This is a genomic window from Niabella sp. (assembly GCF_030150205.1).
Classification (GTDB): Bacteria; Bacteroidota; Bacteroidia; order Chitinophagales; family Chitinophagaceae; genus Niabella.
The window spans coordinates 71,321-96,938 of record NZ_JASLGT010000002.1; the positions used below are offsets into that span (position 1 = coordinate 71,321).

The following is a 25,618-nucleotide window of genomic DNA, read 5'->3' on the forward strand; positions in this document are numbered from 1 at the left end:
AATGGAAAACTGGTTTTCACCATCATTAAAATCGGCGCTGCCCTACCTGGGGATCAGCTTTATCAGCATGTCGGTGATCATGGGGCTGATTGTTTCAAAAATCAGGGGCAGCTTCAAGCCGTTTACAAAACCCACGGTGTACTATATTTTATTGTATGCCGCAGGGTTTGCGCTTATAGGCTTGTTGTCCTGGTTCCGGTTCCTGGAAAGTAATACACAGCAGTTCCTTTTTTTCCAGTTTTTTTTCCTGTGGCTGGGGATCCTGCATGTGTATACACTCAACACCCGGCTGAAATGGGTAAATGAAAAAACCTATTGGGCAGAGATCTTTCTTACACTGGCCATCCTGTTTATTGGCGGGCTTTGCTTTATGATGACGTACCGGCTGTTCCGGAAAGATGCTATGGACCTCACCATGGCCACAGCCGCGGTGATCTTTTTTATTCCATTGATCGTTTACTATACCTATAAACAGGCCATCGCCATTCCTTTTAAGATTTTAAAACAGTGGCATTATCCTGCGCATATGGAAATAGCTGAGGTGGATGAAAAAAAGCTCCGGAACCTGCTGGTGATCAGCTTCGAATTTCACAAAAAAGGCGTAGATAAACATTTTACCAACTTCCGGGCAAAGGCGCCTGTTGATATGGAGTTTGGCGAACTTTTTTACTATTTTATCAACGATTACAATGAACGGCATCCCAATGCCAGCATCTCCTATCTCAATGAAAAAGGCGTGCCTTCCGGCTGGATCTTTTTTAAAAAACCAAGATGGTATACCCTGTTTACAAAATATATCGATCCGGAGCGGACCATCTTTATCAACAAAGTAAAAGAGAACGATATTATTATTTGCTCCAGGGTTTCTTAATAAAATTATGAACATATGAACCGCATGCAAGAATATAAACCAGTTAACTGGGTAAACGGAATGAAGATCAATAAAAATCATTTCATTGCCCAGCACAATGCCGCCGTGTTCCAGCAGGCGATGAGCAATACCGTATTCCTGAATGATCATAACTACGGCCTGTTGCCCATCAGCGTTGCAACCGAGCCGCCCCGGATCTGGGTAAGTGTGGATAATATGCAGCATGTAAACCTGCGCATCCTGTTCTGCACTGCCGTTACCAGGGGTGGGTATATGATCCGCCTGAATACGGATTCGGCAGATAATACCAGCCAGCTCAGTGCCAAAATTCCGGGGCTGAGCGTTCCCTTCAAAGAGCTGCAGGGAAAGTCTGATGCCTTTTATGTGGTCCTTTCGCTGGACCCGTACAACCCGGTACCTTCGGGGGCCGCTAATCCTGAAGAACAACCCATCCGGTTACCTTTTACGGAGCCTGCCTATACCGTATCGCTGCTGCCCGTAGCAGATACATCACTGAATACATTGGGGGCATTCCAGCTGCCGGTAGGAAAGATCCTTATCCGGGATCAATCTGTTTCCCTGGAAGAAGATTATCTTCCGCCCTGTACAGCTGTAAACAGCCACGAAAGCCTGATCCAGCATCATGCAGAAACCGAACAGTTCTTTGGGCGGATGGAATTAAATGCCTTACAGATCCTGCAGAAGATCCTGCAAAAAAACCAGCAAAATGAGCTGATCGACCCGGTACGCAAATTGAGCGAACAGGTGCTGTTTTATATTGCACAGGTATTTGGAGAATATCGTCATGATGCATTGTATGGGCCCCCCGTACACCTGGTGTCTGCTGTTTCAGGGCTGGCCCGCACCATTAAAAATGCCATCGATATCTATACCGGATCGGCAAAGGAAGAGATGATCAATTATTTTACAGAATGGTGCAATGTAAACCAGGGTGCGCTGGAGGATGAGATCACCGGCATCACCAATTACCGGTACGATCATTTGAACATTCGCGAAGGCATTGATAAAAATGTAAAGTTCTGTGCCCTGATCCTGCAACTGTTTACCAATCTTGCCGCGCTGGATTATATCGGCAAGAAAAAAGAAACAGGCATTTTTGTAAAAGAAAAGCTGATTGTTCCAGAGGAAGAAGTACAGGCAAGAAAACGCGGATTTTTCCTGGCAGACTGATCCTATTATCAATAACCGGAATTTTAAAACAGAAGAAAAATGTCGCAGATCGTCATTAACGCAAAAGAGCGCCAGCAGGCATTCTGGAAATTTTTATTGTTATTTATACTGGCGGTGGGCCTGGTGTTACTGGCCTTTTATTTTGATACCCTGGTACCCACAAAAGATAACCGGGTTATGCGGCAGCAGCTCAACAATTTTAAATTGCAGGAGGCTGCCCAGGACCGTTTTGTACAAACCATGGATGAAACCAAGGTGCTGATCGATTCGCTTCGTAAACCCGGATCGCAAAAGGCTTACCTGAACTCCCTGATCATGGAAAAGATCCGGACACTGAACAACCTGCAATACAAGGACAGCAGCATGTACTCCCGGTTAAATACCAATGTGATCGATGTGTTTCAGCGTTACCTGGAAGCCACCAATAAGATCACGGATATTGGTGATATGCCCACAGAAGTGGAAAAGCTGAAAGCAGATAATGCGCAGCTGAGCAGGGATCTTACAGAATGCAGAACCCAGATGAATAATTTATTGACCACGCCCCGTTAAGCGTGGTTTGCTCTTTGACTTAATTTTTTGCTACCCGCCTCGATTTGTTTACGATCAGCCGGCCGGAGGCTACATAGCGTGCGGCCCAATAGGGTTTCCGGAGGCTTTCGATGGTAACCCCCCGGGAGGCGGAGTTCACAAACCGGCCATTGCCCAGGTACAACCCCACATGGGTGATCGGGTTGCCGGGAATGGTCTTAAAAAAGATCAGATCCCCTTCGGCCAGCGATTCCCAGCGCGCAAAGCGTTCTACATTATCCGTAAAATATTGCTGGTAAGAGGTACGGGGTATATAAATGTCGTACACTTCGGCCAGCAAACGCTGCATCAGCGCAGAGCAATCGATGCCTCTTTTGGTAGTGCCCCCCCATTGATAAGGCGTGTTGAGCCACTCATCAATAAAGCGGTAAAGCTTCAGGTTGTGGATACTGTCTGCTGGTACCTGTAAATAACCGGCATACTTGGTTTTCAGCAGCGAGTCGGACCGGGAAAGGGCCGGTTTATGGGAATTGCCGGCCGGAATAGCGGTGCTGGTGCTGTCTTTATGAGCGGTGCTGCTGATATACAGGGAAGTGCTATAGTCCGGGGCGGCCGGTTTTTTAAAAAGGGTACAGGCAGAAAGGCTCAGGGTGATTAACAAGGCGCCGAATATTTTTCCTGGTAACATGTAGCAAAATTAAGTTTTAACTAAAAATCATTTATAAAAACTATTGGAAATCGCAAAACCATCTTTATGCAGAAGAAACAATTCATGGTTTTTCGTTTGGATGATAATGTGATCATCACCCTCCTGGCGGTGTGCATCCTGGCCTCCCTGGCATTTGTGGTGCGGTTTAAAAATTATAAACCCTGCTCCGATTTTTTGATCAAAACGGTGGGTTCCAGCCTGCGGGTGGGTACCATCGTCCGGTTCGAAACGGATGCACGCAATTTTAAGCAGCTGCACTGGGATTTTGGCGATAATCAGCAGAGTATTACAGAAGTAGCATCGGCAATGCACTCCTTTGATGCCCCGGGGAATTACACCATTATGCTGGTTGCTGATGGCAAATGCTCCCAGTACAAAACCATTACGGTTTTTGAGGCTCCGGAAATCATTGATTCCTCGCTGGTTGCAAAAGTGGTGATGCCGGCCACCGCAACGGTTGATGTGCCGGTGCTGTTTACCGATACATCTGCAAGGGCTACCAGCTGGGAATGGCGGTTTGGTGAAACGGCTAATGTGGATGGCACCCTTCGTAATCAATATTATACCTACAAAACGCCCGGATGGAAAACAATTTCTGTGATCATTAACGGAAATATGAAAACACCGCTGGTCCGGAAGATTTTTGTAAACCCTAAGGCGGCTGAAATACCCAAACCGGTGGCAGGTGCGTCCGGCCCGGTGATCCGTCCCCGGGTAAACGATGATCCGCACACCGCTCCGTTGCCGGAACAGCTGAACCCGGCGCCCCAACCACAGCAGCAACAGCCTCAAACACCCGAGCCTGTGGTGACGTATCCTGATATAGCAGCGGCCGATTTTAACCAGATGCTCCGGAATTCCGCGGGAGGAAAACGACCGATTTCCACTTTTAGTAAATACTTTTGTGAAGGGAATATGAATACAACCGTTATTCTGAACGGAAAAGCAACTACCTTTCAGCAGTTTTTCGAAAAGGTGGCTGCCGTAAAAAAAGGCGATAAACTGTCATTAACCACAACCCTGTATAAAAACAAGCAGAACAATTGCATAAATAAAATTGATATAATCGGGAAAGTGAAAACGGGAATGCTGGGGATGTCCTGGAGAGATCTTTAATCATCAAAAAATTAACAGACCAAAATGCAATTCTCAAAAACGCTCGAAAAAGCAATACAGATTGCCAAAGCAATTGCCAGAGAAAACATGCACAGCAGCTATGCGTCTGCACATTTGCTAAAAGCCTTACTGCATAAAGATGTGGAGCTGGATCCCATACTGGTGCAGGCCGATATGGATGTATATTACCTGGCAGACTGGGCCGATGTACGCATTGAAGCGCTTCCAAAGTCAACCACGCTCAAAGATGAAATTCCGGCTGCTGATGATATTGCCACCGTGCTGGATGATGCGGATCATATCCGTTTACAAACAGGGCACGATGAAATAGAGCCGATCCATGTACTGGCCTCTATCGGCACACCGGGTATTGCTTTTTCTTTTGACCAGCTGAAAACCTTTCCGGCGCAGCGGCAGCAGCTGGTTGACCTGGCCGCTGTTTCTGCTGAAGGGGCCCAGCTGCTCAATGAAGTAAAAAATGCAACACAGGGTACCGTCGCCGACAGCACCGGTGCCGGTAAACAGGCCCTGCAAAAATATGCGATCGATAAAACCCGGATGGCTGCAGAGGGCAAGCTCGATCCTATTATCGGAAGGGAACAGGAAATCCGCATGATGGCTGAGATCCTGAGCCGGCGGACCAAGCCCAATGTACTGTTGATTGGCGAACCGGGAGTTGGTAAAACTGCGCTGGTAGACGGGTTTGCCATCGCTATTCAGCAGGGACAGGTGCCTGCTTTTTTGAAGAATGCCCGTGTGTTTGAACTAAATAACGGGGCAATGGCCGCAGGTGCTTCCTATAAAGGAGAAACGGAGGAACGGCTGAAATCGGTGCTGAATGAGATCAAACAATTTGAAAAGGGGATCCTGTTTATTGATGAGATCCATGTGTTGCTCGATAAGAACGGACCTTTTGCCGGTGCGGCCAACCTGTTGAAGCCGGAGCTGGCCAAAGGCGCTATTACCATTATTGGTGCCACTACTATTGATGAATACCGGAAGCACTTTGAACGGGACGAAGCCTTTGCGCGGCGGTTTGAAACGCTTACCGTAGAAGAGCCCGGTCTGGTAGCGGCTTTCCGGATGATGAAAATTGTAATGCCGCTTTATGAAACCCATCATAAGATCGCGGCGCCGGATGAAACCCTGCATGAATCCATTCGCCTGGCCAAACGGTATATTAAGGACCGGCGCCTGCCGGATGCGGCCATTGATCTTGCAGACCGTTCTATGGCGGCCCTGCGCCTGGTGAAAGATACCGGCGCAAAACTGCTGGAGAGCCGGAAGGCAGCATATGAAGCGCTGAAAAATAACACAGAAAACCCAACAGCACTAACCGAATATCAATGGCATTACCAGCAGCTAAAAAGCGGAATGAGCCCGGTGATCTGGAGCGCAGTGCCCACATCGGAAGACCCGATGCAGATGAAAACTGCAGATGCGGTGATCAGCTACCTGGACGCCGTTTATGAAACGCTGAAACCATTGGTGGAACAGGACCGTACAGCGCTGGATAAAAATGATGTCATTTCCATTGTAGCAGATAAAACCGGTATCCCGCTGGGTAAAATACAGGCACAGGAAAAAGAACGCCTGCTGAATATTGAAGAGATCCTGCAGCAACGGGTAGTAGGACAGGACCATGCGGTGAAGATCATCAGCGAATCTATTTTAGAATCCCGCTCCGGTTTGGGCAAACCCGGGCAACCCATCGGGTGCTTTTTCTTTTTAGGGCCTACAGGTACCGGCAAAACGGAACTGGCAAAATCGCTGGCCGATTTCCTGTTCCAGGATGAAACCAATATCATCCGGTTTGATATGTCGGAATTTAAGGAGGAGCATTCCGCGGCACTTTTATACGGCGCCCCTCCGGGGTATGTAGGATATGAAGAGGGCGGATTGCTGGTCAACAAGATCCGGCAGCAACCCTATTCGGTGGTATTATTTGATGAGATCGAAAAGGCACACCAGTCCGTATTTGATATCTTCCTGCAGCTGATGGATGAGGGAAAGATCCACGACAAGCTGGGCAAAGAAGGCGATTTCTCCAATTCGCTGGTGATCTTTACCTCTAATATTGGCAGTAAGCATGTGGTAGACTCGTTTAACAATACCCAGGCACCACCGGATCCCGTAAGTCTGCTCAACATCATGAGCAATCATTTCCGCCCCGAATTCCTGGGCCGTCTTACGGAGATCGTACCCTTTGCACCGATGCGGGAGCAAATGGTAGAACGGATCCTGGATATCCATCTGAAATCTCTGTATGCTGCATTGGAAAAGCAACAGGTGGGGATCGAAATTACTCCTGAAGCCAAAAAGAAGCTGGCGGTTATGGGCTTTACGCCTGAATACGGGGCCCGGCCGCTCCATGGAGTGATCCGCTCACAAATACGCAGACCATTATCGAAAAAGATCATTTCGGGTGAGCTGCAGGCAGGGGGAAAGGCCCGGTTAAAGCTGGAAGCGGACGCGTTGATTTGGGAAAATATACCGGTATAGATGGCTATGGTTTTTTTGAACCAATAGCGAAGGTCTTCAGACATCGCTATTTCCGGGTATATTTAATAATTATTTATTATGGGATTGTATTTATTTTTTAGATTTGTTTTGAAATTTATTTTTATTTTTGAAAGAAGCTGACCTTGAAAAATAGAAATACGTCGAACGGGGTCTCATAACCGACTTTAGATATTTTGAAAGGTGCTTGACAGAAAAAGAATCAAATTTTTAGACCTGTAAAATTAATAGCTATGCCTTTAGAACCTTATGGTATTGGTGGTACGGAAGTAAAAACAGATGCGTTTGAAGCTTTTGCAGATATTCCCCAGAACCGTGTTTTATTAGCCGAAAAGCTGACCGATCTTCCGCCCGTTAAACCTGAAATTGTACAGGGGCTTACCAATATAGAGGCGGTCTTTAACCATTTTGCGCCAACGGTTTCGATGGACTTTGAAACCGAAGAGGGTGCTACCAAAAAGGAAGACCTGCATTTTAAAGGGTTGAGCGATTTTGGTGCTGGTGGTATTACCGGCCAGAGTGCTTATTTAAGCGAGCTGGATATGAAACGCCAGCAATATCAGAAAATTGTAAAGCAGTTAAAAACAAATAAATTGTTGAAACAGGCGCTGGCCGACAGGGAAACCAAGCAAAACCTGCTGGCCGCACTGCAGGTTTTGATACAGGAACTGGACGGCTCTAAATAATAATTTATTGACTTATTTTTTGATTAATATATGGCAACTGCTCAAAATAATTTAACTCCGGAAGAACAAGGTACACAGAAAGAATATAAACAGCCGGAGACCCGGGAACTTGGATCATTGGATTCATACTTACAGCCGCTGGCACGGCTGGGTGGGTTCGACCTGCTCGAATCTGCCATTGACAATGTGCAGAACCTGAATCCGGAGCGCAAGGCAAGGAAAAAGATCTTCCTCGAAGAATCTTCAAAAAAGGCAGATCGTGCAGAACTGAAAAAAACGCTGGAATGGTGGGTGGATGTGCTGGGCAAAACCGATGACCTCAGTGAGATGGTAAATGATTGTGAGCAAAAGGCGCATTCTGCGGAGCATACCTTAAAATCGAACCTGCGTAAGGCGCTCGACCGTACCCAGGACCTGGAACGCTCGTACCGCTCCGTGGCCTTGTTTTACAAAAACACCGAAAGCCAGAAAGTAAAAAATATTTCCGTAATGAATGCGGAACTGGATCAGCTGAAAGACCTGGACAATACCCGATTTATCGATTATGTGCAGGCGGAACTGGTGAATAATTATGACCGGCTCGACCTGCGGAATAACTATGGCCTGCTGGTATTACCCGGTTACCTGGGCTCTAACAAGGTGGTGGAAAAATGGGCAAAGATCGCTCATGATAACAAAGTGATGCTGGTGACGGATTTTGAAAACCTGGATACGCCGGATGATGTGATGGAGCTGTTTGAAGCAGCCAACCTTACTGGTGGCGATCCTTATCGCTCCAATGTGATCATGGCTTGCAACTGGCTGGTAGGCCGGGGTAAGGTAGATGCGGTAGGAGAGGAAGATCACCTGTTTGTACCTCCATCCAGCTCTCTGGCAGGGAAGATCTATTACACATTAATGTCGCAGGTAACGGCCGGTAAGAAATACGGAAGCATGAACGAGGTAGATGGAGTGAAATTTGATCTGAAGAAGAGCGAGATCGCTTCATTGGAAAAACTGGGGCTGGTTCCCATGGCCAAAGAGTATGGAAAGGTAATGGCTTTTTCTGCCAAAACGCTTTTCAATGGTGACAATATAGGATTGCAAACCTATTCGGTAGTGCGGGTTTTTGACTATGTGGCAAAGGTGATGATGGACTTCCTGAACCGGCGTGCATTTGAGAATTTCAATGCAAATACGCGCAAGGAACTCAATTCCCAGATTGTTAAATTCCTGGATGGGATCACCGGTCCCAGCAAGCTCATTGAAAATTTTACGATCAGAAGATTTGAACAGGACCCGGTGCAGAAAGACCGGATCCATTTAGACATACACTTAAAACCCTACTTCCCGGCTAAAACGTTCCTGATTAAGCTGGAAGGCCAGAAAGGTGAAGACCCCGATGGTGTAGAATGGATGTCGAAATACGAACAGGAGGGCAAGTAAACGTAAAGATTTTGAGGAGCTAACATAGGGAGCAGAGTACCGGCATACAACCAGCAATGCGGCGGAAGGGCGCACTGTTGTATGCCTTGAACACGTTTTTTTTATTTATAGTTTTTATACTTTTTATTTTTTAACCTAAAATGTACAGTTATGTCATTTAAAGCACAATTAGAGGTAGCCGGCAAGAAGGTCAATGTCCTCGACATGAACTATGCGCTCAATCAGGAAACGGATGCAACAGGCCGTCCGTCGTCAATCACCCGTGGTGGAAAAATTACGCTCACCGTTGAGTCAACCGGTGAAACCAACTTTTTCGAATGGATGTGTAACAATTTCGAAAGAAAAGATGGTAAGATCGTATTCACCAAAAGGGATTCAGATGCCACCATGAAAGAGCTCAACTTCAAAGAAGGCTACCTTGTGCAGTATCGGGAAAACTTCAATTCTACCAGTGATAATCCCATCACGGAAACATTTACCATTTCCGCAAAAGAAATTTCAATGGGGAATGCTTCTCATGTAAACCAATGGGCGGTTTAATACCGGGCCCGAACTTCTTAAGCTGATTCAGCTTTTATCAGTATTCGAATCATAACCCGGTCCGGCTAACGGACCGGGTTATTTAAACTGTTATCTATGTCATTTCTAGCAAAATTTACAGCCGATGGCGAGGAGCTAACGGTGCTCAATTGCCGTTTCCGGTTCTCGCAGGAAACGGACCGTACCAACCGGCCTACTTCTATCCCGATGGGAGGGGTGATCGACATTACCATTGAAAGCAACGGCAACACCAATCTGTTCGACTGGATGATCAGCTCCACACAAACAAAAAGCGGGGAAATTGTATTTTACAGGCGGGATAGTATGAGCAAATTAAAAACATTAAAATTCAGCGACGCACATTGTGTCGACTACCGGGAAGAGTACAATCATAATGGCGAATACCCGATGCAGATCTCGATGCAGCTGAGTGCTAAAGAAATCAAGCTGAACGATTCCACGTACAAAAATAACTGGCCGGACGAAGCATAACCGGCCGGGCCGGCGCTCTTTTAACCACCGGTTGAAGTGATCTTCAAGAGGTGCTTTTTTATATTTCCCAGGCAAAAAATCCCGAAGGGATGAAATTATTATAACGCAGCCTCAAAGAAGGAATCAAAACCCTGAAGGGGTGATATGAATCATCGGCTATAGCCGTCTGGGAAAAGTATCCTTCTTTCACCTGCTAAAAAACAATTCTTTGGTGAGGATAAAAAGTCCCATCAGGAAAATAAAATAGCCGAAGATCGGCTTCAACCTGTGGGTACCGATCCGGTTTGATAAATAAAGCCCCGCAAACATACCCGCTATTGCGGTAGCAGATACAGTAACCAGGATCTGTTTGTCGAACACTACACGATTTACCAGGTCGCCGACAAACCCGCTAAGGGAGTTAATGGCAATAATGAGCAGCGAAGTAGCAATCGCATGGCGCATGCTTATACCGGCATAAAAAACCAGCACGGGTACAATCAGGAAGCCACCTCCGGCACCCAGGAAACCGGTCACGATACCAATCACCAGGCCCAGCAACACCAGGCGGCTGACAGAAATATTGCCGGAAGCTGCTAAAGGCGTGGGTTTCCGGATCATCGAAAACGAAGCACCCAACATGAGCAAGGCAAACAGTACCATCATGGCCATATGTTTGGTAATGGTAATGCCGTGGTCAAATATTACCTCAGGAACTGCAGGTAAAAGATATTTACGGGAAAGCAGCAGGCTGATGATGGAGGGAATCGCAAAATAAAGCGCCTCCCGGATCTTCAGATTTCCAAACCGGTAGTGTTTCCGAACGGCGATAGCTGAGGTAATACCCACAATAAATAAAGAATGCGTAGTGGCATGTTCCGGTGTGAGGGCGAAAAAATACACCAGTATGGGAATTGCCAAAATAGAGCCGCCGCTACCGATAAGTCCTAATGACACACCGATCAGCAACGAACATATATAACCGAATACTATCAACGGGTTCTGAAAAATTTTCCCAATATCGGAAGAATATCCGGTTTGGAAAAGCAGCCTACCGGAACAGTAGGAAGGCACAGGTGTCCTGACAAAGCAGAATCAGTGGTCTGTTTACCAGGTATAAAGTTTGGATGACCTCCATAAAAAAAGCCTCCCGAAGGAGGCATTTACACAAATTTGCAGAGAGGAAGGGATTCGAACCCTCGATACGGTTTCCCGTATACACACTTTCCAGGCGTGCTCCTTCAACCACTCGGACACCTCTCTGTTTGATCCCGAAATTATCGGAAGGGCTGCAAAAATACGGGATCTGTTGCTATAAAGCGAATAATTTTTTTGCGTTCGCGGTCGTGATCCGCGCGATTTCTTCAGGGGGCGTTTCATATACCTCAGCCAGTTTTTGCGCAATCAGGGGCAGGTAGGCAGGTTCATTCCGTTTTCCGCGATAAGGTACAGGCGCAAGGTAGGGGGCATCGGTTTCCAACACAAGATGCTCCAACGGTATGTCCTTCAAAACCTGGTCCAGCCCTGCTTTTTTAAAGGTTAGCACCCCGCCGATTCCCAGGTAAAAACCTGCTTCAATGATCGCTCTGGCCTGGTTCAGGCTGCCGCCGAAGCAATGAAACACTCCCCGCAATCCGCTTGGCGTATATTTTTTAATGATTTCCAGGCAGGCATCCGTCGATTCCCTGCTGTGGATCACCAGGGGAAGGTTGTACTCCAGTGCCCACTCAATTTGTTGTTCCAGTGCCGCTTCCTGCTGCTGTTTAAAGCTCAGGTCCCAGTAAAAATCCAGCCCCGTTTCGCCGATGGCGATAAAAGACCGCTCTTTCAGCAATGCTTCAATTTTTTGCAGCTCCTCTTTAAAGTTTTCTTTTACGGAAACCGGGTGAAGTCCGATCATACTCAGACATTTTCCGGGATATGCCGCCTCCACTTCCAGCATTGACGGGTGGGTTTCACTGTCGATAGCAGGCATCAGGATCGTGGTAACGGAAGCATCAAATGCACGCTGGATCATTTCCGGCCGGCCGGCATCAAATTCTTTACTATAAATATGGGCGTGCGTATCAATCAACATGATTCGGTCAGGGTTGTTAAAATGGCAATATTAATCAATATTTTTTTGACAAAGTGTTGAAAACAATCTACCTTCACCCCTAAGTTTTCATAGGGTACGGATTAAAAATCGGGCTTGGGTATTCACCCGGGCCCTGTTTTTTATCAGGGGCTTTCCGGTAAGCTGTCAAATGTAAATCCCTGTCCGGAGAAATATTCGAGCATCCGGGGAAGGGCAAAGGAGAGGTTTTTAAAAGCCTTTTCACTGTCGTGAAAAACAACAATGGACCCGTCACGGGTATATTTGAGTACATGGTTCAGGCATTTTTCCGGTGCCAGGCTGCGGTCAAAATCCCCACTTAAAACATCCCACATAATGACCCTGAATTTTCGGCCCAAAGCACCTTCCTGCAAAAGCCGGCCCTGTTGTTTTTTAATGCGACCATAGGGTGGTCTGAAAAGTTCCGAATCAATATGTTTAGCGGCCTGCAGCACATTGTCCAGATAGATTGGGGTGTCTGCTTTCCATCCATTAAGATGAGTAAATGTATGATTTCCAATTCGATGTCCTTCATTTTGAAGGGTTTGATAAAGCGCTGCCTCCGTTACCACATTCTTCCCCACACAAAAAAAAGTGGCCTTTGCATTCCAGGATCGTAGCTGTTCCAACACGAAAGGAGTAGCTACCGGATGGGGCCCGTCATCAAATGTTAAGAAAATCTTTTTTTTAGATGCCGGCAGGTCCCACAGGTAGCGGGTGTAGATCTTTTTCAACAACCAGGGCGCTTTTACAAAATACATACAATCATAAAAATAGCATTTAATTTGAACAATGGCCGTTTTAACAGATACTTCACCCAGGCAGGCCTTCGTATATTATGGAATTTTAAAATTTTGTATCTAATTAGAAAAATCAATAAATTGCCGCTCCTCATCAACGATATGACTGTAAAATCAAATGAAGATTATGAAAGGCAACGGAATAAAAAGGTTGCCGGTATGCGATCGGTATTGGACTATGCAATGGGAGTGGTGATCATCTTTGTGGGGGTGTTTTTGATCGTTCGGCACCAGTTTGATCTGGCGTTGAACAAACGGTTTCCGCCGGACACAATAGATATTCTGTTGGGAGCGTTGTTTGTAGTTTATGGTGGGTGGCGTATTTACCGGGGATACAAGAAAAATTATTTTAAATAGAGCAATGAAAAGATGGCGCCTTGCAATATTGGGCAGTGTGTTATGGATCTTGGTGTATTCCTGCGCATCTGGTGATGGCCGGGCCCGCGTGTATACCGATACTCCCAAAAAAGGTGTAATCACCATCAGTGCCGATGAATCATTCCGGCCGATCGTGGATGCGTTGATCCAGGTATATGAATCTAATAATGACAGTACAAAGATTCATGCGCAATATAAGCCGGAAGCAGAATGCATGGCCGATCTGTTCAATGATAGTATCCGGATGGTAATTGCTACCATAAAATTGTCGGATGAGCAGATCCGGTCGGTTGTAGATTCGTTGCATGTGGTGGTAAAACAATTGCCGGTGGCCCGGGATGCGGTTGCAGTCATTGTAAATCCGTCCTCCAAAGATACCTTATTAACAATGGGGGAGATCCGGTCGGTGCTGACGGGCAATTATACAAAACCGCTGATTCCGGTTTTTGACGGACTGTCTGCTACAAGTACTGTACGATTCCTGATGGATAGCGTATTAAAGGGGCAGAAGATCACATCAAAAGCGATGGGGGCCAGCACCAGTGATTCCGTGATTCAGTTTGTGGCCAATAATCCCAATGCTATTGGTTTTATCGGGGTAAGCTGGATCGGGAACCAGGATGATGCACAACAATTAAGTTTTTTAAAAAAGGTTAAAATTGTGCAGTTGGAGAGCACCGATAAGCCCGGGAAATACGTCTTACCGGTACAGGCAAACATTTACACCAAACGATACCCGATGACAAGGGACCTGGTGTACATTGTAAAAGAAGGGCACCGGGGGTTAGGCACAGGGTTTGCAGAGTTTATGGCAGATGAAATCGGGCAGCTGATTTTTAAAAGAGCCTATTTAATGCCGGGGCGGCGGGCCTTTATCGTTCGTCCGGCACAAACAAAAGAATAAAATTTATAAAAAGGGTATATTTACAACTCTATTATTTACTGGTAAAATAAAATTAGAAAAATGATCAACAAGAAAATCGGGCTTTTAGCACTTACAGTAATTCTGGGGGTAGCGGTAAATGCGCAATCCATACAGGATGGTGTAAAAGCGCTGTACTCGGGAAAAGTGCTGGGGGCAAAATCAATTTTTGAAAAACAGGGCGATAAGCCAGAAGCAACTTACTGGCTGGTGCGCGCAGATATTGAGAATCAGGATAAAGCCGGTGCACAACAGGCACTGGACAAGGCGTTGGCTGCAAAGCCCAACGATGCCTGGCTGCTGGTAGCAAAAGGCCAGTTACAGTTGATGGATGGAAAAGCGAACGAGGCTAAACAAAGTTTTGAAGCCGCTTTAACTGCCAGCAAAGGCCGCAAGGGCAATGACCCTGAGATCCTGAATGCCGTTGGCGGAACCATTGCCAAGGAATACAATAATATCGACAAGGTCGGTGATATCAACTACGCCGTACAAAAACTGGAAGAAGCAAAAGCTGAAACTGAAAAGTCTAAGAACAACTGGTTACGTGCCGATATTCTTACAAACCTGGGGGATGCTTACCGTAAAGCAAAACCAGGTGACGGTACAGCTGCTTTTACCGCCTACAGTGATGCGGTAAGCGCAGAACCCAGCTTTGCAAAAGCATACCTGAGAAATGGGCTGATCTTTAAATCGCAGCGGAATTATGATCTGTACCTGCAAAATATCGACAAAGCGATTGCGGCAAACCCTGCTTATGTACCCGCGTACGATGCGTTGTACGAATATAAAATAGGTACCGGAGATTATGCCGGCGCAAACGCAGTTGCTGATAAGATCATTGCCAACTCTGATCCCAGCCCCTGGAACGATTACTATAAGGCACAAACGTTCTATTTGGAGAAAAAGTACGATGATGCCATCGCTTCCGGAAAAAGCATTCTGCAAAAAATGGGCGACCTGGCAAAACCGAATCTTTTTAAATTGTTAGCCTGGAGCTATGTGGATAAAGGCGATGCCAAATCGGCCCTGCCCTATATGGAAAAATACTTTGAAAAAGCAGACAAGGATGATCTGGATCCGCTTGATTTCAACCTGAAAGCGACTGTTTATGCCGCTACACCGGGTAAGGAAAATGAAGTGATGAAAGCATATGAAGATGGTCTGAAAGCCGATACCACTATTTCAGGACGGGTTAAGATGTTGCAGGAAGGTGCTAAATTCTTTGCCGAAAGGAAACAATATGGCTTACAGGGCGACCTGCTGAGCAAGATCCTGGAGATCAAACCCAATCCTACCATCAACGACTTTTTTGATGCAGGTTACCGCGCTTACTTTCAGGGTAAGGAATATGAAAAATCCTGGAAAGTATTCGATGTCATGCGTACCAAGTTCCCGGATGTGAACTATGGTTACCTGTGGACGTTTAATAGCAGCCGGTACTTTGATTCTACGAATGCAAAGAATATCCTGATCCCGGATGCCGAAAAACTGGTAGCTTTCTCTCAAAAGGACACAGCAAGGGATGCTAAGATCAACGCCTTTACTGCAGCCGCAGTGCTGTTCCCTTACTATGTAAATGAAAAGGGCGACAAAGAAACCGGGTTGAAGTATTTGAATGTGGCACTGGAAAATGCGCCAAACGATAATATGAAGCAACAGGTACAGGCGTACATTGACCAGGTAAATAAAATGAACACGAAACCGGCTACCGGTTCAAAAAGCGGCGGAACACCTGCCGGAACAAAAGATACCACCAGTACCGCTCCGAAAAAGGACAGCACCGGCGGTCAGAAATAACGATACGTTTTTTCAAATAAAAACAGCTCCGGAATTTTTCGGGGCTGTTTGCTTTTTAGCATTCAAAAAAAGGATTTGTTAAATGGTTACCTTATTTTTGCTTATTGCATAATTGAGATGATAAATTTAGCTATACAGACGAATTTAGATACTTCAGGCTCCTACCTGCCCATTGGCTTACAACTGTTATTTGCAGCGGGAATGATCGTTACCCTGATGGGCGTTACCCACTTGCTGGGGCCAAAAAGGCGGACTTCCGATAAACTGCAAAACTTTGCAAGTGGTATTGAGTCGCACGGAGAGGCAAGGCAGCCCATTGCGATCAAATATTTCCTTACCGCTATTCTTTTTGTGTTGTTTGATGTGGAAGTGATCTTTTTTTACCCCTACGCGGTGAATTTTAAAGAATTGGGCTGGAGCGGGTTTTACGCCGTGCTGATGTTTGTAGCATTTTTCCTCTGCGGATTTATCTATATCATCCGGCGCGGAGCACTGAAGTGGGAGGATTAACAGGTAATTTGAAAAGGAGTGAATGTGCCAATGGCCATTTTCAAATCTTCAAATTTTAAATTTTCAAATTGATTTTATGAGACCGGTATCATATAATATTAAGAAAAAACCACTGGAGGCGGATATCAGCATGGTCGACATGCCGGAAGGCCACCAGGGACAGGGTTTTTTTGCAACAACACTGGATAATGTCATCGGGCTGGCCCGTAAGAATTCTTTATGGCCACTGCCGTTTGCCACTTCCTGTTGCGGTATTGAATTTATGGCCACCATGGGCGCTACATATGATATTGCCCGTTTTGGCAGTGAACGCGTGGGTTTTTCGCCCCGTCAATGTGATCTGCTGATGGTGATGGGCACCATTGCCAAAAAAATGGGCCCGGTGGTAAAACAGGTGTATCTCCAGATGGCAGAACCCCGTTGGGTAATTGCGGTAGGAGCCTGTGCCAGCAGCGGCGGTATCTTCGACACCTATAGTGTGCTGCAGGGTATTGACCAGGTAGTGCCGGTAGATGTTTATGTTCCGGGATGCCCTCCCAGACCAGAAGCGATCCTGGATGGGCTGATGCGCATACAGGACCTGGTGGGTAAGGAAAGTCTCCGCAGAAGAAATGGAGAACAGTATAAGGCGTTATTGGAAAGCTACGGGATACAATAATTCAATTTGAAAATTTGAAGATTTGAAAATACGGCGAAGGGTAATTAATAAATAACTCCTCAAAACATTCTCAAATTTTCAAATTAGCACATTTTCAAATTTTCAAATTAAGATGGCATTGACCAACGAATATATAAAGGAAAAGCTGGTAGAAAAATTTGGTGACCAAGTCACCGGGTTTGAAGAGCAGTATGGTTTATTGAGCTTCCGGTCCGACAAAGAAATCAACCTGAAAGTCCTGAATTTCCTGGTTGAAGACGAAACGCTTCAGTTCGGATTTTTGACCGATCTCTGCGGCGTTCATTATCCCGATAATAAAGGACAGGAAATAGCAGTAGTGTATCATTTGCATAACATGAGGGAAAATGTGCGGATCCGGTATAAAGTATTTACCAGTGTTGCACAACCGGATGTATACACTGCTACCGGCATTTTTGCGGGCGCAAACTGGATGGAGCGGGAAACCTACGATTTTTACGGGGTCAATTTCATCGGGCATCCCAACCTCAAACGCATACTCAATGTAGAAGAAATGGACTATTTTCCCATGCGGAAAGAGTATCCGCTGGAAGACCAAAGCCGTATCGATAAGGACGACGAGATGTTCGGAAGATAAAAAGTTTAAAGCTCGAAGTTGTGCGTATAAACACCACAATTTTGAACGGTTATATCGAATATAGATTATGAGCGACAATGTATTATTACCAAGCGGTAGTATTGAGAAGCAGACAACCACATTAAATCTGGGGCCCACGCACCCGGCCACCCATGGGGTTTTTCAGAACATTATCGAGCTGGATGGTGAAAAGATCGTTGCCGCTGATTCTACAGTTGGCTATATTCACCGGGCATTCGAAAAAATTGCCGAGCGCCGGTCTTTATACCAGATTACTCCGCTTACTGATCGCTTAAATTATTGCTCAGCTCCCATTAATAATATGGGCTGGCACCTCACCTGCGAAAAATTATTAAAGGTACAGCTACCCAAAAGGGTTGATTATCTGCGGGTGATCATTATGGAGCTGGCGCGGATCACCGACCACCTGATCTGTAACTCCATTATGGGGGTAGACAGCGGTGCCTATACCGGGTTCTTATATGTAATGCAATACCGGGAGCTGGTTTATGAGATCTATGAAGAGATCTGCGGTTCCCGTTTAACCACCAATATCGGCCGTATCGGCGGTTTTGAGCGTGATTTTACCAATACCGCCTTTGAAAAGATCGAGCGGTTTTTGAAAGAATATCCTGCGGTATTAAAAGAATTTGAAGATCTGTTTACCCGTAACCGGATCTTTATGGAACGCGCCATCGGTGCGGGCCCTATCAGTGCCGAACGGGCGCTGAACTACGGGTTTACCGGGCCCAATCTTCGCGCTGCGGGTGTCGATTATGACGTACGGGTGGTAGCGCCCTACAGCCGGTATGAGGAGTTTGATTTTGAAGTACCTGTTGGATCAACCGGCGACTCTTATGATCGCTTCCTGGTGCGGAACGGAGAAATGTGGCAAAGCCTGCGCATTATTCAGCAGGCAATGCAAAAGCTGAACGACCTGAAGGGGGAGGAAGCAACCATCTATCATGCAGACGTTCCGGAATACTACCTGCCTCCCAAAAAGGATGTATATACAAAAATGGAAGCATTGATCTGGCACTTTAAGATCATCATGGGTGAGATCAATATGCCGGCAGGCGAAGTATACAATGCGGTGGAAGGAGCCAATGGCGAACTGGGCTTTTATTTCATCAGCGATGGCGGAAGAACCCCCTACCGGCTGCATTTCAGAAGGCCCTGTTTTATTTATTACCAGGCCTATGCTGAAATGGTAAAAGGAGCGATGCTGAGCGATGCCATCGTGGTAATGTCGTCCATGAACCTGATTGCAGGGGAAATGGATGCATAAACGAAATTAATAATGGAGCAAAAGATCATGATACAGTTTTCTCAGGAACAATTGGATAAAGTGAACCAGATCATCGCCCGGTATCCGCAAGGCAAGCAAAAGAGTGCCCTGCTGCCGGTGCTGCACCTGGCACAGGAGGTATTTGGATGGCTGAGTTCGGAAACGATGGACTATGTGGCAACACTGTTAAACATTGAGCCGATTGAGGTATACGAGGTAGCTACTTTTTATACCATGTATAATCTGAAACCAGTAGGGAAATACGTTTTTGAAGTATGTCAGACCGGTCCCTGCATGATCCAGGGAAGTGATGATATCATTGCCTATATTGGGGAAAAGCTGAGCATTAAACCCGGCGAAACCACGGCCGACGGCCTGTTTACGCTAAAAACGGCAGAGTGCCTGGGTGCCTGTGGCTATGCGCCGATGATGCAGATGGGTAAATTTTACAAAGAGCACCTGACCAAAGAAAAAGTAGATGCCATCATCGCTGAGTGCAGAACCCAGGCGCTGGTAAATCAATAAAACAATAGCATATGCAGGCAATTACTCCATATCTGAATTTTAACGGCGATGCAGCTGAAGCCCTGGATTTTTATACAGAAGCACTGGGCGGACAGGTGGTACATAAACAAACCTTTGGAGATACGCAGGCCGATTATCCCGTAGCAGCATCGCATAAGGATAAGATCATGCATGCACTATTCAATGCAGGTGAGCTGAACTTTATGGTGAGCGATTGCCCGCCCGATGTTTCGGTGACCTCCGGCTCTAATCTAAGCCTGGCATTGAATTTTACGGATGAGGATGCCATTGAAAAAACATTTAATGCGATGGCTGCCGGTGGAACCATTACCATGCCGTTGCAGGATACTTTTTGGGGCGCTAAGTTCGGAATGGTTACCGACCGGTTTGGTATCAGCTGGATGTTTAACTACGACAAGCCAAAGGATTAAAGCGGCAAACAAATTATTGAACAGGAAAACGGAGCAATGGGAATAAAATTACTTTTAGAGAACGCGCATATCGAAGGCATTCGTTATTATGATGCCTACCGCAAAAACGGTGGATACCGCAGTGTGGAAAAGGCGCTGAAAATGTCGCCCGATGAAATTGTGGAAGAAGTAAAAAAAAGCGGTTTAAGAGGCCGTGGCGGTGCAGGGTTCCCAACAGGAATGAAATGGAGCTTTATCGCCAAGCCCGAAGGCGTTCCCCGCCACCTGGTGTGCAACGCAGATGAAAGCGAGCCGGGAACCTTTAAAGACCGATACCTGATGGAGTTCCTTCCGCATTTATTAATTGAAGGACTCATCGTTTCCAGTTACGCGCTGGGATCGAATGTGACCTATATCTATATCCGGGGCGAATATTCCTGGATCCCCGATATCCTGGAGCAGGCCATTGCCGAAGCCAAAGCAAATGGCTTTCTTGGTAAAAATATTTTAAACTCCGGTTTCGACTGTGAGATCTATGTGCAGCGGGGCGCAGGTGCATATATCTGCGGAGAAGAAACCGCGCTGATCGAATCCCTGGAAGGAAAGCGGGGCAACCCACGGATCAAGCCGCCGTTCCCTGCGGTTAAAGGCGCCTGGGATCGCCCAACCGTGGTGAATAACGTAGAAACCCTGGCTGCTGTAGTTCCCATTATGAATATGGGCGGAGAGGAGTATGCAAAGATCGGAGTGGGCCGTTCTACAGGAACCAAGCTGATCTCTGCCTGTGGCAATATCAATAAGCCGGGGGTATATGAAATCGACATGACCATCTCCGTTGAGGAATTTATTTATAGTGATGAATGGTGCGGAGGGATTAGGAACGGAAAACAGCTGAAGGCCTGTATTCCGGGAGGATCATCTGTTCCGATACTGCCCGCCAACCTGTTGCTGAAAACAGCAAAGGGCGAACCGCGGATCATGAACTATGAAAGCCTTTCAGATGGCGGATTTGCAACGGGTACCATGATGGGGAGCGGTGGTTTTATTGTACTGGATGAAGATCAGTGCGTGGTAAAACATACCTACACCCTGGCTCGTTTCTATCGCCATGAAAGCTGCGGACAATGTTCTCCCTGCCGTGAAGGAACCGGCTGGATGGAAAAGTTATTATTGCGCATGGATCAGGGGCAGGGAAAGATGAGTGATATTGATTTGCTGTGGGATATCCAAAGCAAGATCGAAGGCAATACGATCTGCCCCCTGGGTGATGCGGCCGCATGGCCGGTTGCAGCGGCGATCCGTCATTTCCGGGATGAGTTTGAGTGGCATATTACCAATGCCGCAGAAGCGCAAACACGGAACTTTGGGTTAGCGCATTATGCAGACCCGTTGCCGGTACCAGAGCCAGCTGCGGTGTAGATCATTGTTTCACGCAAAGCCGCAAAGTCAACGCAAAGAGTAAAAGGTATGACTGAAAATGAATTAGCGAGAGTTGCGGTTAATTGCTGTTTCAAAATTCACAGCCTATACGGGCCGGGATTATTTGAAAGCGTTTACGAGGAGATCTTTTGTTACGAGTGGCAAAAAACGGGACTAGCGTTTAAAAGGCAGCAGGGTGTGCGATTGATACATGAAGGGATAGATATGGGAATTGGTTTTATTCCTGATGTGATAATAGGAGGTAAGGTAATTCTGGAATTTAAGTCGATCGAGGCATTGGCAGATGTACATTATAAGCAGGTGTTAACATATTTAAAGTTAGCAGATTTGAGATTAGGGCTGTTGATCAACTTTAATGTACCGCTGATCAAAAATGGGATGCATCGTATTGTGAATAATTTATAAAATTTTGGCGTCTTGGCGAAGTCCTGGCGCCTTTGCGAGAAAACGAATATGGCAGACGAAATAAAACAAGAACCACCTGCAAACTTTAAGGTAACCATCGACAATGTTACCCTGGAAGTGCCGCCCGGCACCACTATTTTGCAGGCTGCAAGAAGTATCGGAGGGGATGTAACACCCCCGGCCATGTGCTTTTACACACCGCTGAAAGGCAGTGGTGGTAAATGCCGCACCTGCCTGGTAGAGGTAAGCAAGGGTTCCGAAAAAGATCCGCGGCCAATGCCCAAACTGGTGGCCAGTTGCCGTACTACTGTGATGGATGGAATGGAGGTAAAAAGCATTACCAGCGAACGCGTGATCAATGCGCGCAACAGCGTGGTGGAGTTCCTGCTCATCAATCATCCGCTGGATTGCCCTGTTTGCGACCAGGCCGGCGAATGTCATTTACAGGACCTGAGCTATGAACATGGGAAGGCGGGCACCCGTTATGAATTTAAACGGCGCAATTTTAAGAAACATAACCTGGGTAAATACATCCAGCTGCATATGACGCGTTGCATTCTTTGCTACCGTTGTGTATTTACGGCAGACCAGCTCACCAACAAGCGGCAGCACGGAGTGCTGGACCGGGGCGATCATGCAGAGATTGCTACCTATATTGAAAAATCGCTGGATAATGAATTTATCGGGAACGTGATCGATGTTTGCCCGGTAGGAGCATTAACCGATAAAACCTTCCGGTTTAAAAACCGGGTATGGTTTACCAAACCAGTGGATGCACATAGAGATTGTCCTACCTGCTGCGGTAAGGTTACCCTTTGGGAACGCGGAAATGAGGTATTGCGGGTAACGGCGCGTAAAGACCAGTGGGGCGAAATATTACCGGCAGAAGACGGTAAAACCGGCTGGATCTGCAACGAATGCCGTTTTGAAAAGAAAGATATTAAGGATTGGGTAATTGAAGGTCCCATGAAAGTGGCGCGGCATTCCGTTATTGGCACCAACCACTATGAAGTGCTGGACCGGCCAAAAGAAACCATCAGCGAGGTTATGGGAGGCCGTGCGCCGAAGCTGTTAATGGACATTCACAGCATCAGCGATGTAAACGATCCTTCTATAGACCTGAGCAAGATTCCCGGACCAGCAACGGGTGCGGTTTTTAACAAAAAGCAATTAGAAAATAAAAAGAATTAGTGGATAACCCGGATACTAAAATATTGAAAGAGATCAAGCATGCGGTGCTGTCGGTAGATGCCAGCGCTGAAATGATCCTTTTTGGCTCACGGGCCCGGGGAGATTTTAAAGAGGATAGTGACTGGGATGTATTAGTGTTGTCTGACCACCAGGTAAACATGGCGTTTAAAAATAAGATAACAGATCAACTCTTTTATGTGGGGCTTGAGCATACAATTTGTATCAGTACCATTATTTTGAACCGCAATGACTGGAATAGTAAGTTTAAAAATTACCCGTTACGTTTTGAAGTGGATAAAGACGGTGTGCGGATATGATGAATAAAGACCTGATAAATATAAAACTGGCAAAATCAAACCAGCGTATTAATGAGGCAGAAGTTCTTTTTGTAAATGGATTTTATGATTCCGTTGTTAGCAGGGTATATTATGCAGTATTCTATGCGGCAGGTGCATGTTTACTTATAAAAGATACTTTTGCCAAAACACATTCAGGGGTGAAGAATAAATTTCATTTGATGTTTATTAAAACAAAAGTTTTTAAAGACGATATCGGAAAACTGTTTGATATTTTGTTTGATGAAAGGAATAACGCAGATTACGGTGATTTCTCTAATTATTCGAGATCAGATGTGGAACCGCTGATCTCTCGTGGTAAAGATGCTGTGAAAGAAATAAGTAAATATGTGGAAGCCCATCTATAAAAGAAGCGACTAAAGATTATTAAGTATATGTATTTATTAGCTATTGATTGGATTTTTATTATTGAGAAACTGGTGCTGATTGCTGCCATTGTTACCTTATCAATGGTAGTGGCCATGTATGCTACATATGGAGAGCGGAAAGTGGCGGCCTTTATCCAGGATCGTATCGGTCCTAACCGGGCGGGTCCCCTGGGATTATTGCAGCCGCTGGCCGATGGAGGCAAACTCTTTTTTAAAGAGGAGATCATTCCGCTGGCTTCTTCAAAGTTCTTATTCATCCTGGGACCCTTACTGGCTATGGTTACAGCCTTGCTGACCAGCGCCGTTATTCCCTGGGGCAGTTCCATGACCATCGGCAACCGGGCTGTACCGTTACAGGTGGCAGATGTAAACATCGGTATCCTGTATGTATTTGGAGTGGTAAGTTTGGGTGTATATGGCATCATGCTGGGTGGATGGGCATCCAATAATAAATTCTCTTTGCTGGCCGCCATACGGGGCGCTTCCCAGATGGTTTCTTATGAGCTGGCAATGGGGCTTTCGCTGATCGCGGTGCTGATGCTTACAGGGTCTTTGCAGATGAGCGTTATTGTGGGTGAGCAATACAATTCCGTATGGAATATCGTTTACCAGCCCATCGGTTTCATCATCTTTTTTATCTGTGCATTGGCAGAAACCAACCGTACGCCTTTTGACCTGCCGGAGGCAGAGAACGAGCTGAATTTCGGGTATCACCAGGAGTATTCCAGCATGAAGCTGGGCTTTTACCTGTTTGCAGAATATATCAATATGTTTATAAGCGGAGTAATTATGGCCACCCTTTATTTTGGAGGCTACGATATCCCGTTTGTAAATGAAGCGAAGCTGGCACAGCATATCGGGGAAAACTGGGTAGCACTGCTTACCTTTCTTACGCTGATGGCAAAAGCCCTGTTCTTTGTATTTGTATTTATGTGGATCCGGTGGACCGTTCCGCGTTTCCGCTTCGATCAGCTGATGCACCTGGGCTGGAAACGCCTGATACCGCTGGCGCTGGCTAATATGATCATCACAGCAGTGGTGATATTGTGGCTGAAGAAATAGCATTTGAAAATGAAGATGTGAAATGTGGAAATGTGAGAATGTGAAAATGTGGGAATGTGGAAATGATGATAGCAGTACCAGTGTACAAGTGAGTGACACAAGGATGTTGAGCCTTGCACAGGTGCTGGTAAACAAAAAATAAAAAGTAAAGCGCTGTATAAAGAAACATGAGTGTACAATTAACAAACAGAAGCAAACCCGTTGATCGCAGACCGATGAACTGGGTGGAGCGTTTATACCTGATCAATATTTTTAAAGGAATGGCCATTACGTTGAAGCATTTCTTTAAAAAGAAGGCCACTATACAGTATCCGGAAGAAACCAGGCCCTTTAGTAAAGTGTTTCGCGGGCTGCAGATCCTGAACCGGGATGAGGAAGGCCGTGAAAGATGTACAGCTTGCGGACTTTGTGCCGTAGCCTGTCCGGCAGAGGCCATTACCATGGAGGCTGCGGAACGCCAGGAAGGGGAAGAGAACCTGTATCGTGAAGAAAAATACGCGGCAAAATATGAGATCAATATGCTGCGTTGTATCTTCTGCGGGTATTGCGAAGAGGCTTGTCCAAAGGATGCCATTTACCTGTCGCAAACATTTACCCCGGCCAACTACCAGCGTAAAGGATTTATTTATAAAAAAGAAGATCTGCTGATTCCCAATCCGGTTACAGATCCGGAAGGTTATCAAAAGGCGTTGGGAACCATCAGCAGGGAAAAAGAAGGTGTTTAAGGGTTAATTAAG

The 25,618-nt window shown here is 46.2% G+C and carries 29 protein-coding genes and 1 tRNA gene; 25 read left to right on the plus strand and 5 right to left on the minus strand.

The window, feature by feature from the left end:
* Window position 1: 1 nt before the first annotated feature.
* From Q1V85_RS00865 to tssO, 3 genes are read left to right on the plus strand one after another with little or no spacing between them, the layout of a single operon-like run.
* Window positions 2-871 carry a TssN family type VI secretion system protein gene (locus tag Q1V85_RS00865; protein ID WP_300596462.1) on the plus strand — a complete coding sequence of 290 codons (870 nt, stop codon included), beginning with the start codon at window positions 2-4 and terminating at the stop codon, window positions 869-871.
* Between the two features lie 15 nt (window positions 872-886).
* Window positions 887-2,062 carry a hypothetical protein gene (locus Q1V85_RS00870; protein ID WP_300596464.1) on the plus strand — a complete coding sequence of 392 codons (1,176 nt, stop codon included), beginning with the start codon at window positions 887-889 and terminating at the stop codon, window positions 2,060-2,062.
* A gap of 39 nt (window positions 2,063-2,101) precedes the next feature.
* On the plus strand, window positions 2,102-2,614 hold the full coding sequence (gene tssO / locus Q1V85_RS00875; protein ID WP_231004838.1) for a type VI secretion system TssO: 513 nt from the start codon (window positions 2,102-2,104) through the stop codon (window positions 2,612-2,614).
* Window positions 2,615-2,633: 19 nt separating this feature from the next.
* On the opposite strand, the gene Q1V85_RS00880 is transcribed toward tssO, so the two are convergent.
* Entirely contained in the window at window positions 2,634-3,281 is a 648-nt protein-coding gene (locus Q1V85_RS00880; RefSeq protein ID WP_300596468.1) for a C40 family peptidase, read from the minus strand.
* A 66-nt stretch (window positions 3,282-3,347) separates the two neighbouring features.
* Between Q1V85_RS00880 and Q1V85_RS00885 the strand changes: the two genes are divergently transcribed.
* From Q1V85_RS00885 to tssD (Q1V85_RS00910), 6 genes are all read left to right on the plus strand, one after another.
* The gene (locus Q1V85_RS00885) at window positions 3,348-4,418 is read left to right on the plus strand and encodes a PKD domain-containing protein (RefSeq protein WP_300596470.1); all 1,071 of its coding nucleotides are present in this window, start codon (window positions 3,348-3,350) and stop codon (window positions 4,416-4,418) included.
* A gap of 24 nt (window positions 4,419-4,442) precedes the next feature.
* Window positions 4,443-6,920 (plus strand): ATP-dependent Clp protease ATP-binding subunit, encoded by a 2,478-nt coding sequence (locus Q1V85_RS00890; RefSeq protein WP_300596472.1) that lies wholly within the window; start codon window positions 4,443-4,445, stop codon window positions 6,918-6,920.
* A gap of 251 nt (window positions 6,921-7,171) precedes the next feature.
* A complete protein-coding gene (locus tag Q1V85_RS00895) occupies window positions 7,172-7,624 on the plus strand; it encodes a hypothetical protein (protein ID WP_300596474.1) in 453 nt (150 codons plus the stop codon).
* A gap of 30 nt (window positions 7,625-7,654) precedes the next feature.
* On the plus strand, window positions 7,655-9,049 hold the full coding sequence (locus Q1V85_RS00900) for a DUF5458 family protein (protein WP_300596476.1): 1,395 nt from the start codon (window positions 7,655-7,657) through the stop codon (window positions 9,047-9,049).
* A gap of 150 nt (window positions 9,050-9,199) precedes the next feature.
* The gene (gene tssD / locus Q1V85_RS00905) at window positions 9,200-9,589 is read left to right on the plus strand and encodes a type VI secretion system tube protein TssD (protein WP_231004832.1); all 390 of its coding nucleotides are present in this window, start codon (window positions 9,200-9,202) and stop codon (window positions 9,587-9,589) included.
* Window positions 9,590-9,685: 96 nt separating this feature from the next.
* Complete coding sequence (gene tssD / locus Q1V85_RS00910; RefSeq protein ID WP_300596479.1) at window positions 9,686-10,081, plus strand: type VI secretion system tube protein TssD; 396 nt, start codon at window positions 9,686-9,688, stop codon at window positions 10,079-10,081.
* Window positions 10,082-10,267: 186 nt separating this feature from the next.
* On the opposite strand, the gene Q1V85_RS00915 is transcribed toward tssD (Q1V85_RS00910), so the two are convergent.
* The 4 genes from Q1V85_RS00915 to Q1V85_RS00930 all read right to left on the minus strand — a co-directional run bounded on the left by Q1V85_RS00915 (window position 10,268) and on the right by Q1V85_RS00930 (window position 12,916).
* On the minus strand, window positions 10,268-11,056 hold the full coding sequence (locus Q1V85_RS00915; RefSeq protein ID WP_300596481.1) for a sulfite exporter TauE/SafE family protein: 789 nt from the start codon (window positions 11,054-11,056) through the stop codon (window positions 10,268-10,270).
* 180 nt (window positions 11,057-11,236) lie between these two features.
* A tRNA-Ser gene (locus Q1V85_RS00920) sits at window positions 11,237-11,323 on the minus strand.
* A gap of 49 nt (window positions 11,324-11,372) precedes the next feature.
* On the minus strand, window positions 11,373-12,137 hold the full coding sequence (locus Q1V85_RS00925) for a TatD family hydrolase (protein ID WP_300596483.1): 765 nt from the start codon (window positions 12,135-12,137) through the stop codon (window positions 11,373-11,375).
* 143 nt (window positions 12,138-12,280) lie between these two features.
* A complete protein-coding gene (locus Q1V85_RS00930) occupies window positions 12,281-12,916 on the minus strand; it encodes a polysaccharide deacetylase family protein (protein ID WP_300596485.1) in 636 nt (211 codons plus the stop codon).
* Window positions 12,917-13,114: 198 nt separating this feature from the next.
* Between Q1V85_RS00930 and Q1V85_RS00935 the strand changes: the two genes are divergently transcribed.
* The 16 genes from Q1V85_RS00935 (at window position 13,115) to nuoI (ending at window position 25,606) form a co-directional block, all read left to right on the plus strand.
* Window positions 13,115-13,312 carry a hypothetical protein gene (locus Q1V85_RS00935; protein WP_300596487.1) on the plus strand — a complete coding sequence of 66 codons (198 nt, stop codon included), beginning with the start codon at window positions 13,115-13,117 and terminating at the stop codon, window positions 13,310-13,312.
* Between the two features lie 4 nt (window positions 13,313-13,316).
* Window positions 13,317-14,237 (plus strand): PstS family phosphate ABC transporter substrate-binding protein, encoded by a 921-nt coding sequence (locus Q1V85_RS00940; protein ID WP_300596489.1) that lies wholly within the window; start codon window positions 13,317-13,319, stop codon window positions 14,235-14,237.
* A gap of 60 nt (window positions 14,238-14,297) precedes the next feature.
* Window positions 14,298-16,052 (plus strand): hypothetical protein, encoded by a 1,755-nt coding sequence (locus Q1V85_RS00945; RefSeq protein WP_300596491.1) that lies wholly within the window; start codon window positions 14,298-14,300, stop codon window positions 16,050-16,052.
* 117 nt (window positions 16,053-16,169) lie between these two features.
* A complete protein-coding gene (locus Q1V85_RS00950) occupies window positions 16,170-16,562 on the plus strand; it encodes an NADH-quinone oxidoreductase subunit A (protein WP_300596493.1) in 393 nt (130 codons plus the stop codon).
* A 76-nt stretch (window positions 16,563-16,638) separates the two neighbouring features.
* Window positions 16,639-17,220 (plus strand): NADH-quinone oxidoreductase subunit B, encoded by a 582-nt coding sequence (locus Q1V85_RS00955; RefSeq protein ID WP_300596495.1) that lies wholly within the window; start codon window positions 16,639-16,641, stop codon window positions 17,218-17,220.
* 112 nt (window positions 17,221-17,332) lie between these two features.
* Window positions 17,333-17,836 (plus strand): NADH-quinone oxidoreductase subunit C, encoded by a 504-nt coding sequence (locus tag Q1V85_RS00960; RefSeq protein ID WP_300596497.1) that lies wholly within the window; start codon window positions 17,333-17,335, stop codon window positions 17,834-17,836.
* Between the two features lie 67 nt (window positions 17,837-17,903).
* The gene (locus Q1V85_RS00965) at window positions 17,904-19,124 is read left to right on the plus strand and encodes an NADH-quinone oxidoreductase subunit D (protein WP_300596499.1); all 1,221 of its coding nucleotides are present in this window, start codon (window positions 17,904-17,906) and stop codon (window positions 19,122-19,124) included.
* A gap of 12 nt (window positions 19,125-19,136) precedes the next feature.
* Window positions 19,137-19,649: an NAD(P)H-dependent oxidoreductase subunit E gene (locus tag Q1V85_RS00970; protein ID WP_300596501.1), complete on the plus strand. Its 513-nt coding sequence runs from the start codon at window positions 19,137-19,139 to the stop codon at window positions 19,647-19,649.
* A gap of 11 nt (window positions 19,650-19,660) precedes the next feature.
* Entirely contained in the window at window positions 19,661-20,080 is a 420-nt protein-coding gene (locus Q1V85_RS00975; protein ID WP_300596503.1) for a VOC family protein, read from the plus strand.
* 36 nt (window positions 20,081-20,116) lie between these two features.
* On the plus strand, window positions 20,117-21,478 hold the full coding sequence (nuoF, locus tag Q1V85_RS00980; protein WP_300596505.1) for an NADH-quinone oxidoreductase subunit NuoF: 1,362 nt from the start codon (window positions 20,117-20,119) through the stop codon (window positions 21,476-21,478).
* 48 nt (window positions 21,479-21,526) lie between these two features.
* The gene (locus Q1V85_RS00985) at window positions 21,527-21,904 is read left to right on the plus strand and encodes a GxxExxY protein (protein ID WP_300596507.1); all 378 of its coding nucleotides are present in this window, start codon (window positions 21,527-21,529) and stop codon (window positions 21,902-21,904) included.
* Window positions 21,905-21,952: 48 nt separating this feature from the next.
* Window positions 21,953-23,095, plus strand: coding sequence for a 2Fe-2S iron-sulfur cluster-binding protein (locus Q1V85_RS00990; protein WP_300596509.1), 1,143 nt, complete (start codon window positions 21,953-21,955; stop codon window positions 23,093-23,095).
* On the plus strand, window positions 23,095-23,412 hold the full coding sequence (locus Q1V85_RS00995) for a nucleotidyltransferase domain-containing protein (protein WP_300596511.1): 318 nt from the start codon (window positions 23,095-23,097) through the stop codon (window positions 23,410-23,412). The genes Q1V85_RS00990 and Q1V85_RS00995 overlap by 1 nt, the downstream gene beginning before the upstream one ends.
* Window positions 23,409-23,798, plus strand: coding sequence for a HEPN domain-containing protein (locus Q1V85_RS01000; protein ID WP_300596513.1), 390 nt, complete (start codon window positions 23,409-23,411; stop codon window positions 23,796-23,798). The genes Q1V85_RS00995 and Q1V85_RS01000 overlap by 4 nt, the downstream gene beginning before the upstream one ends.
* 27 nt (window positions 23,799-23,825) lie before the next feature.
* Complete coding sequence (nuoH, locus tag Q1V85_RS01005; protein ID WP_300596515.1) at window positions 23,826-24,881, plus strand: NADH-quinone oxidoreductase subunit NuoH; 1,056 nt, start codon at window positions 23,826-23,828, stop codon at window positions 24,879-24,881.
* 167 nt (window positions 24,882-25,048) lie between these two features.
* Complete coding sequence (gene nuoI / locus Q1V85_RS01010) at window positions 25,049-25,606, plus strand: NADH-quinone oxidoreductase subunit NuoI (protein WP_300596517.1); 558 nt, start codon at window positions 25,049-25,051, stop codon at window positions 25,604-25,606.
* The last annotated feature ends 12 nt before the right edge of the window (window positions 25,607-25,618 follow it).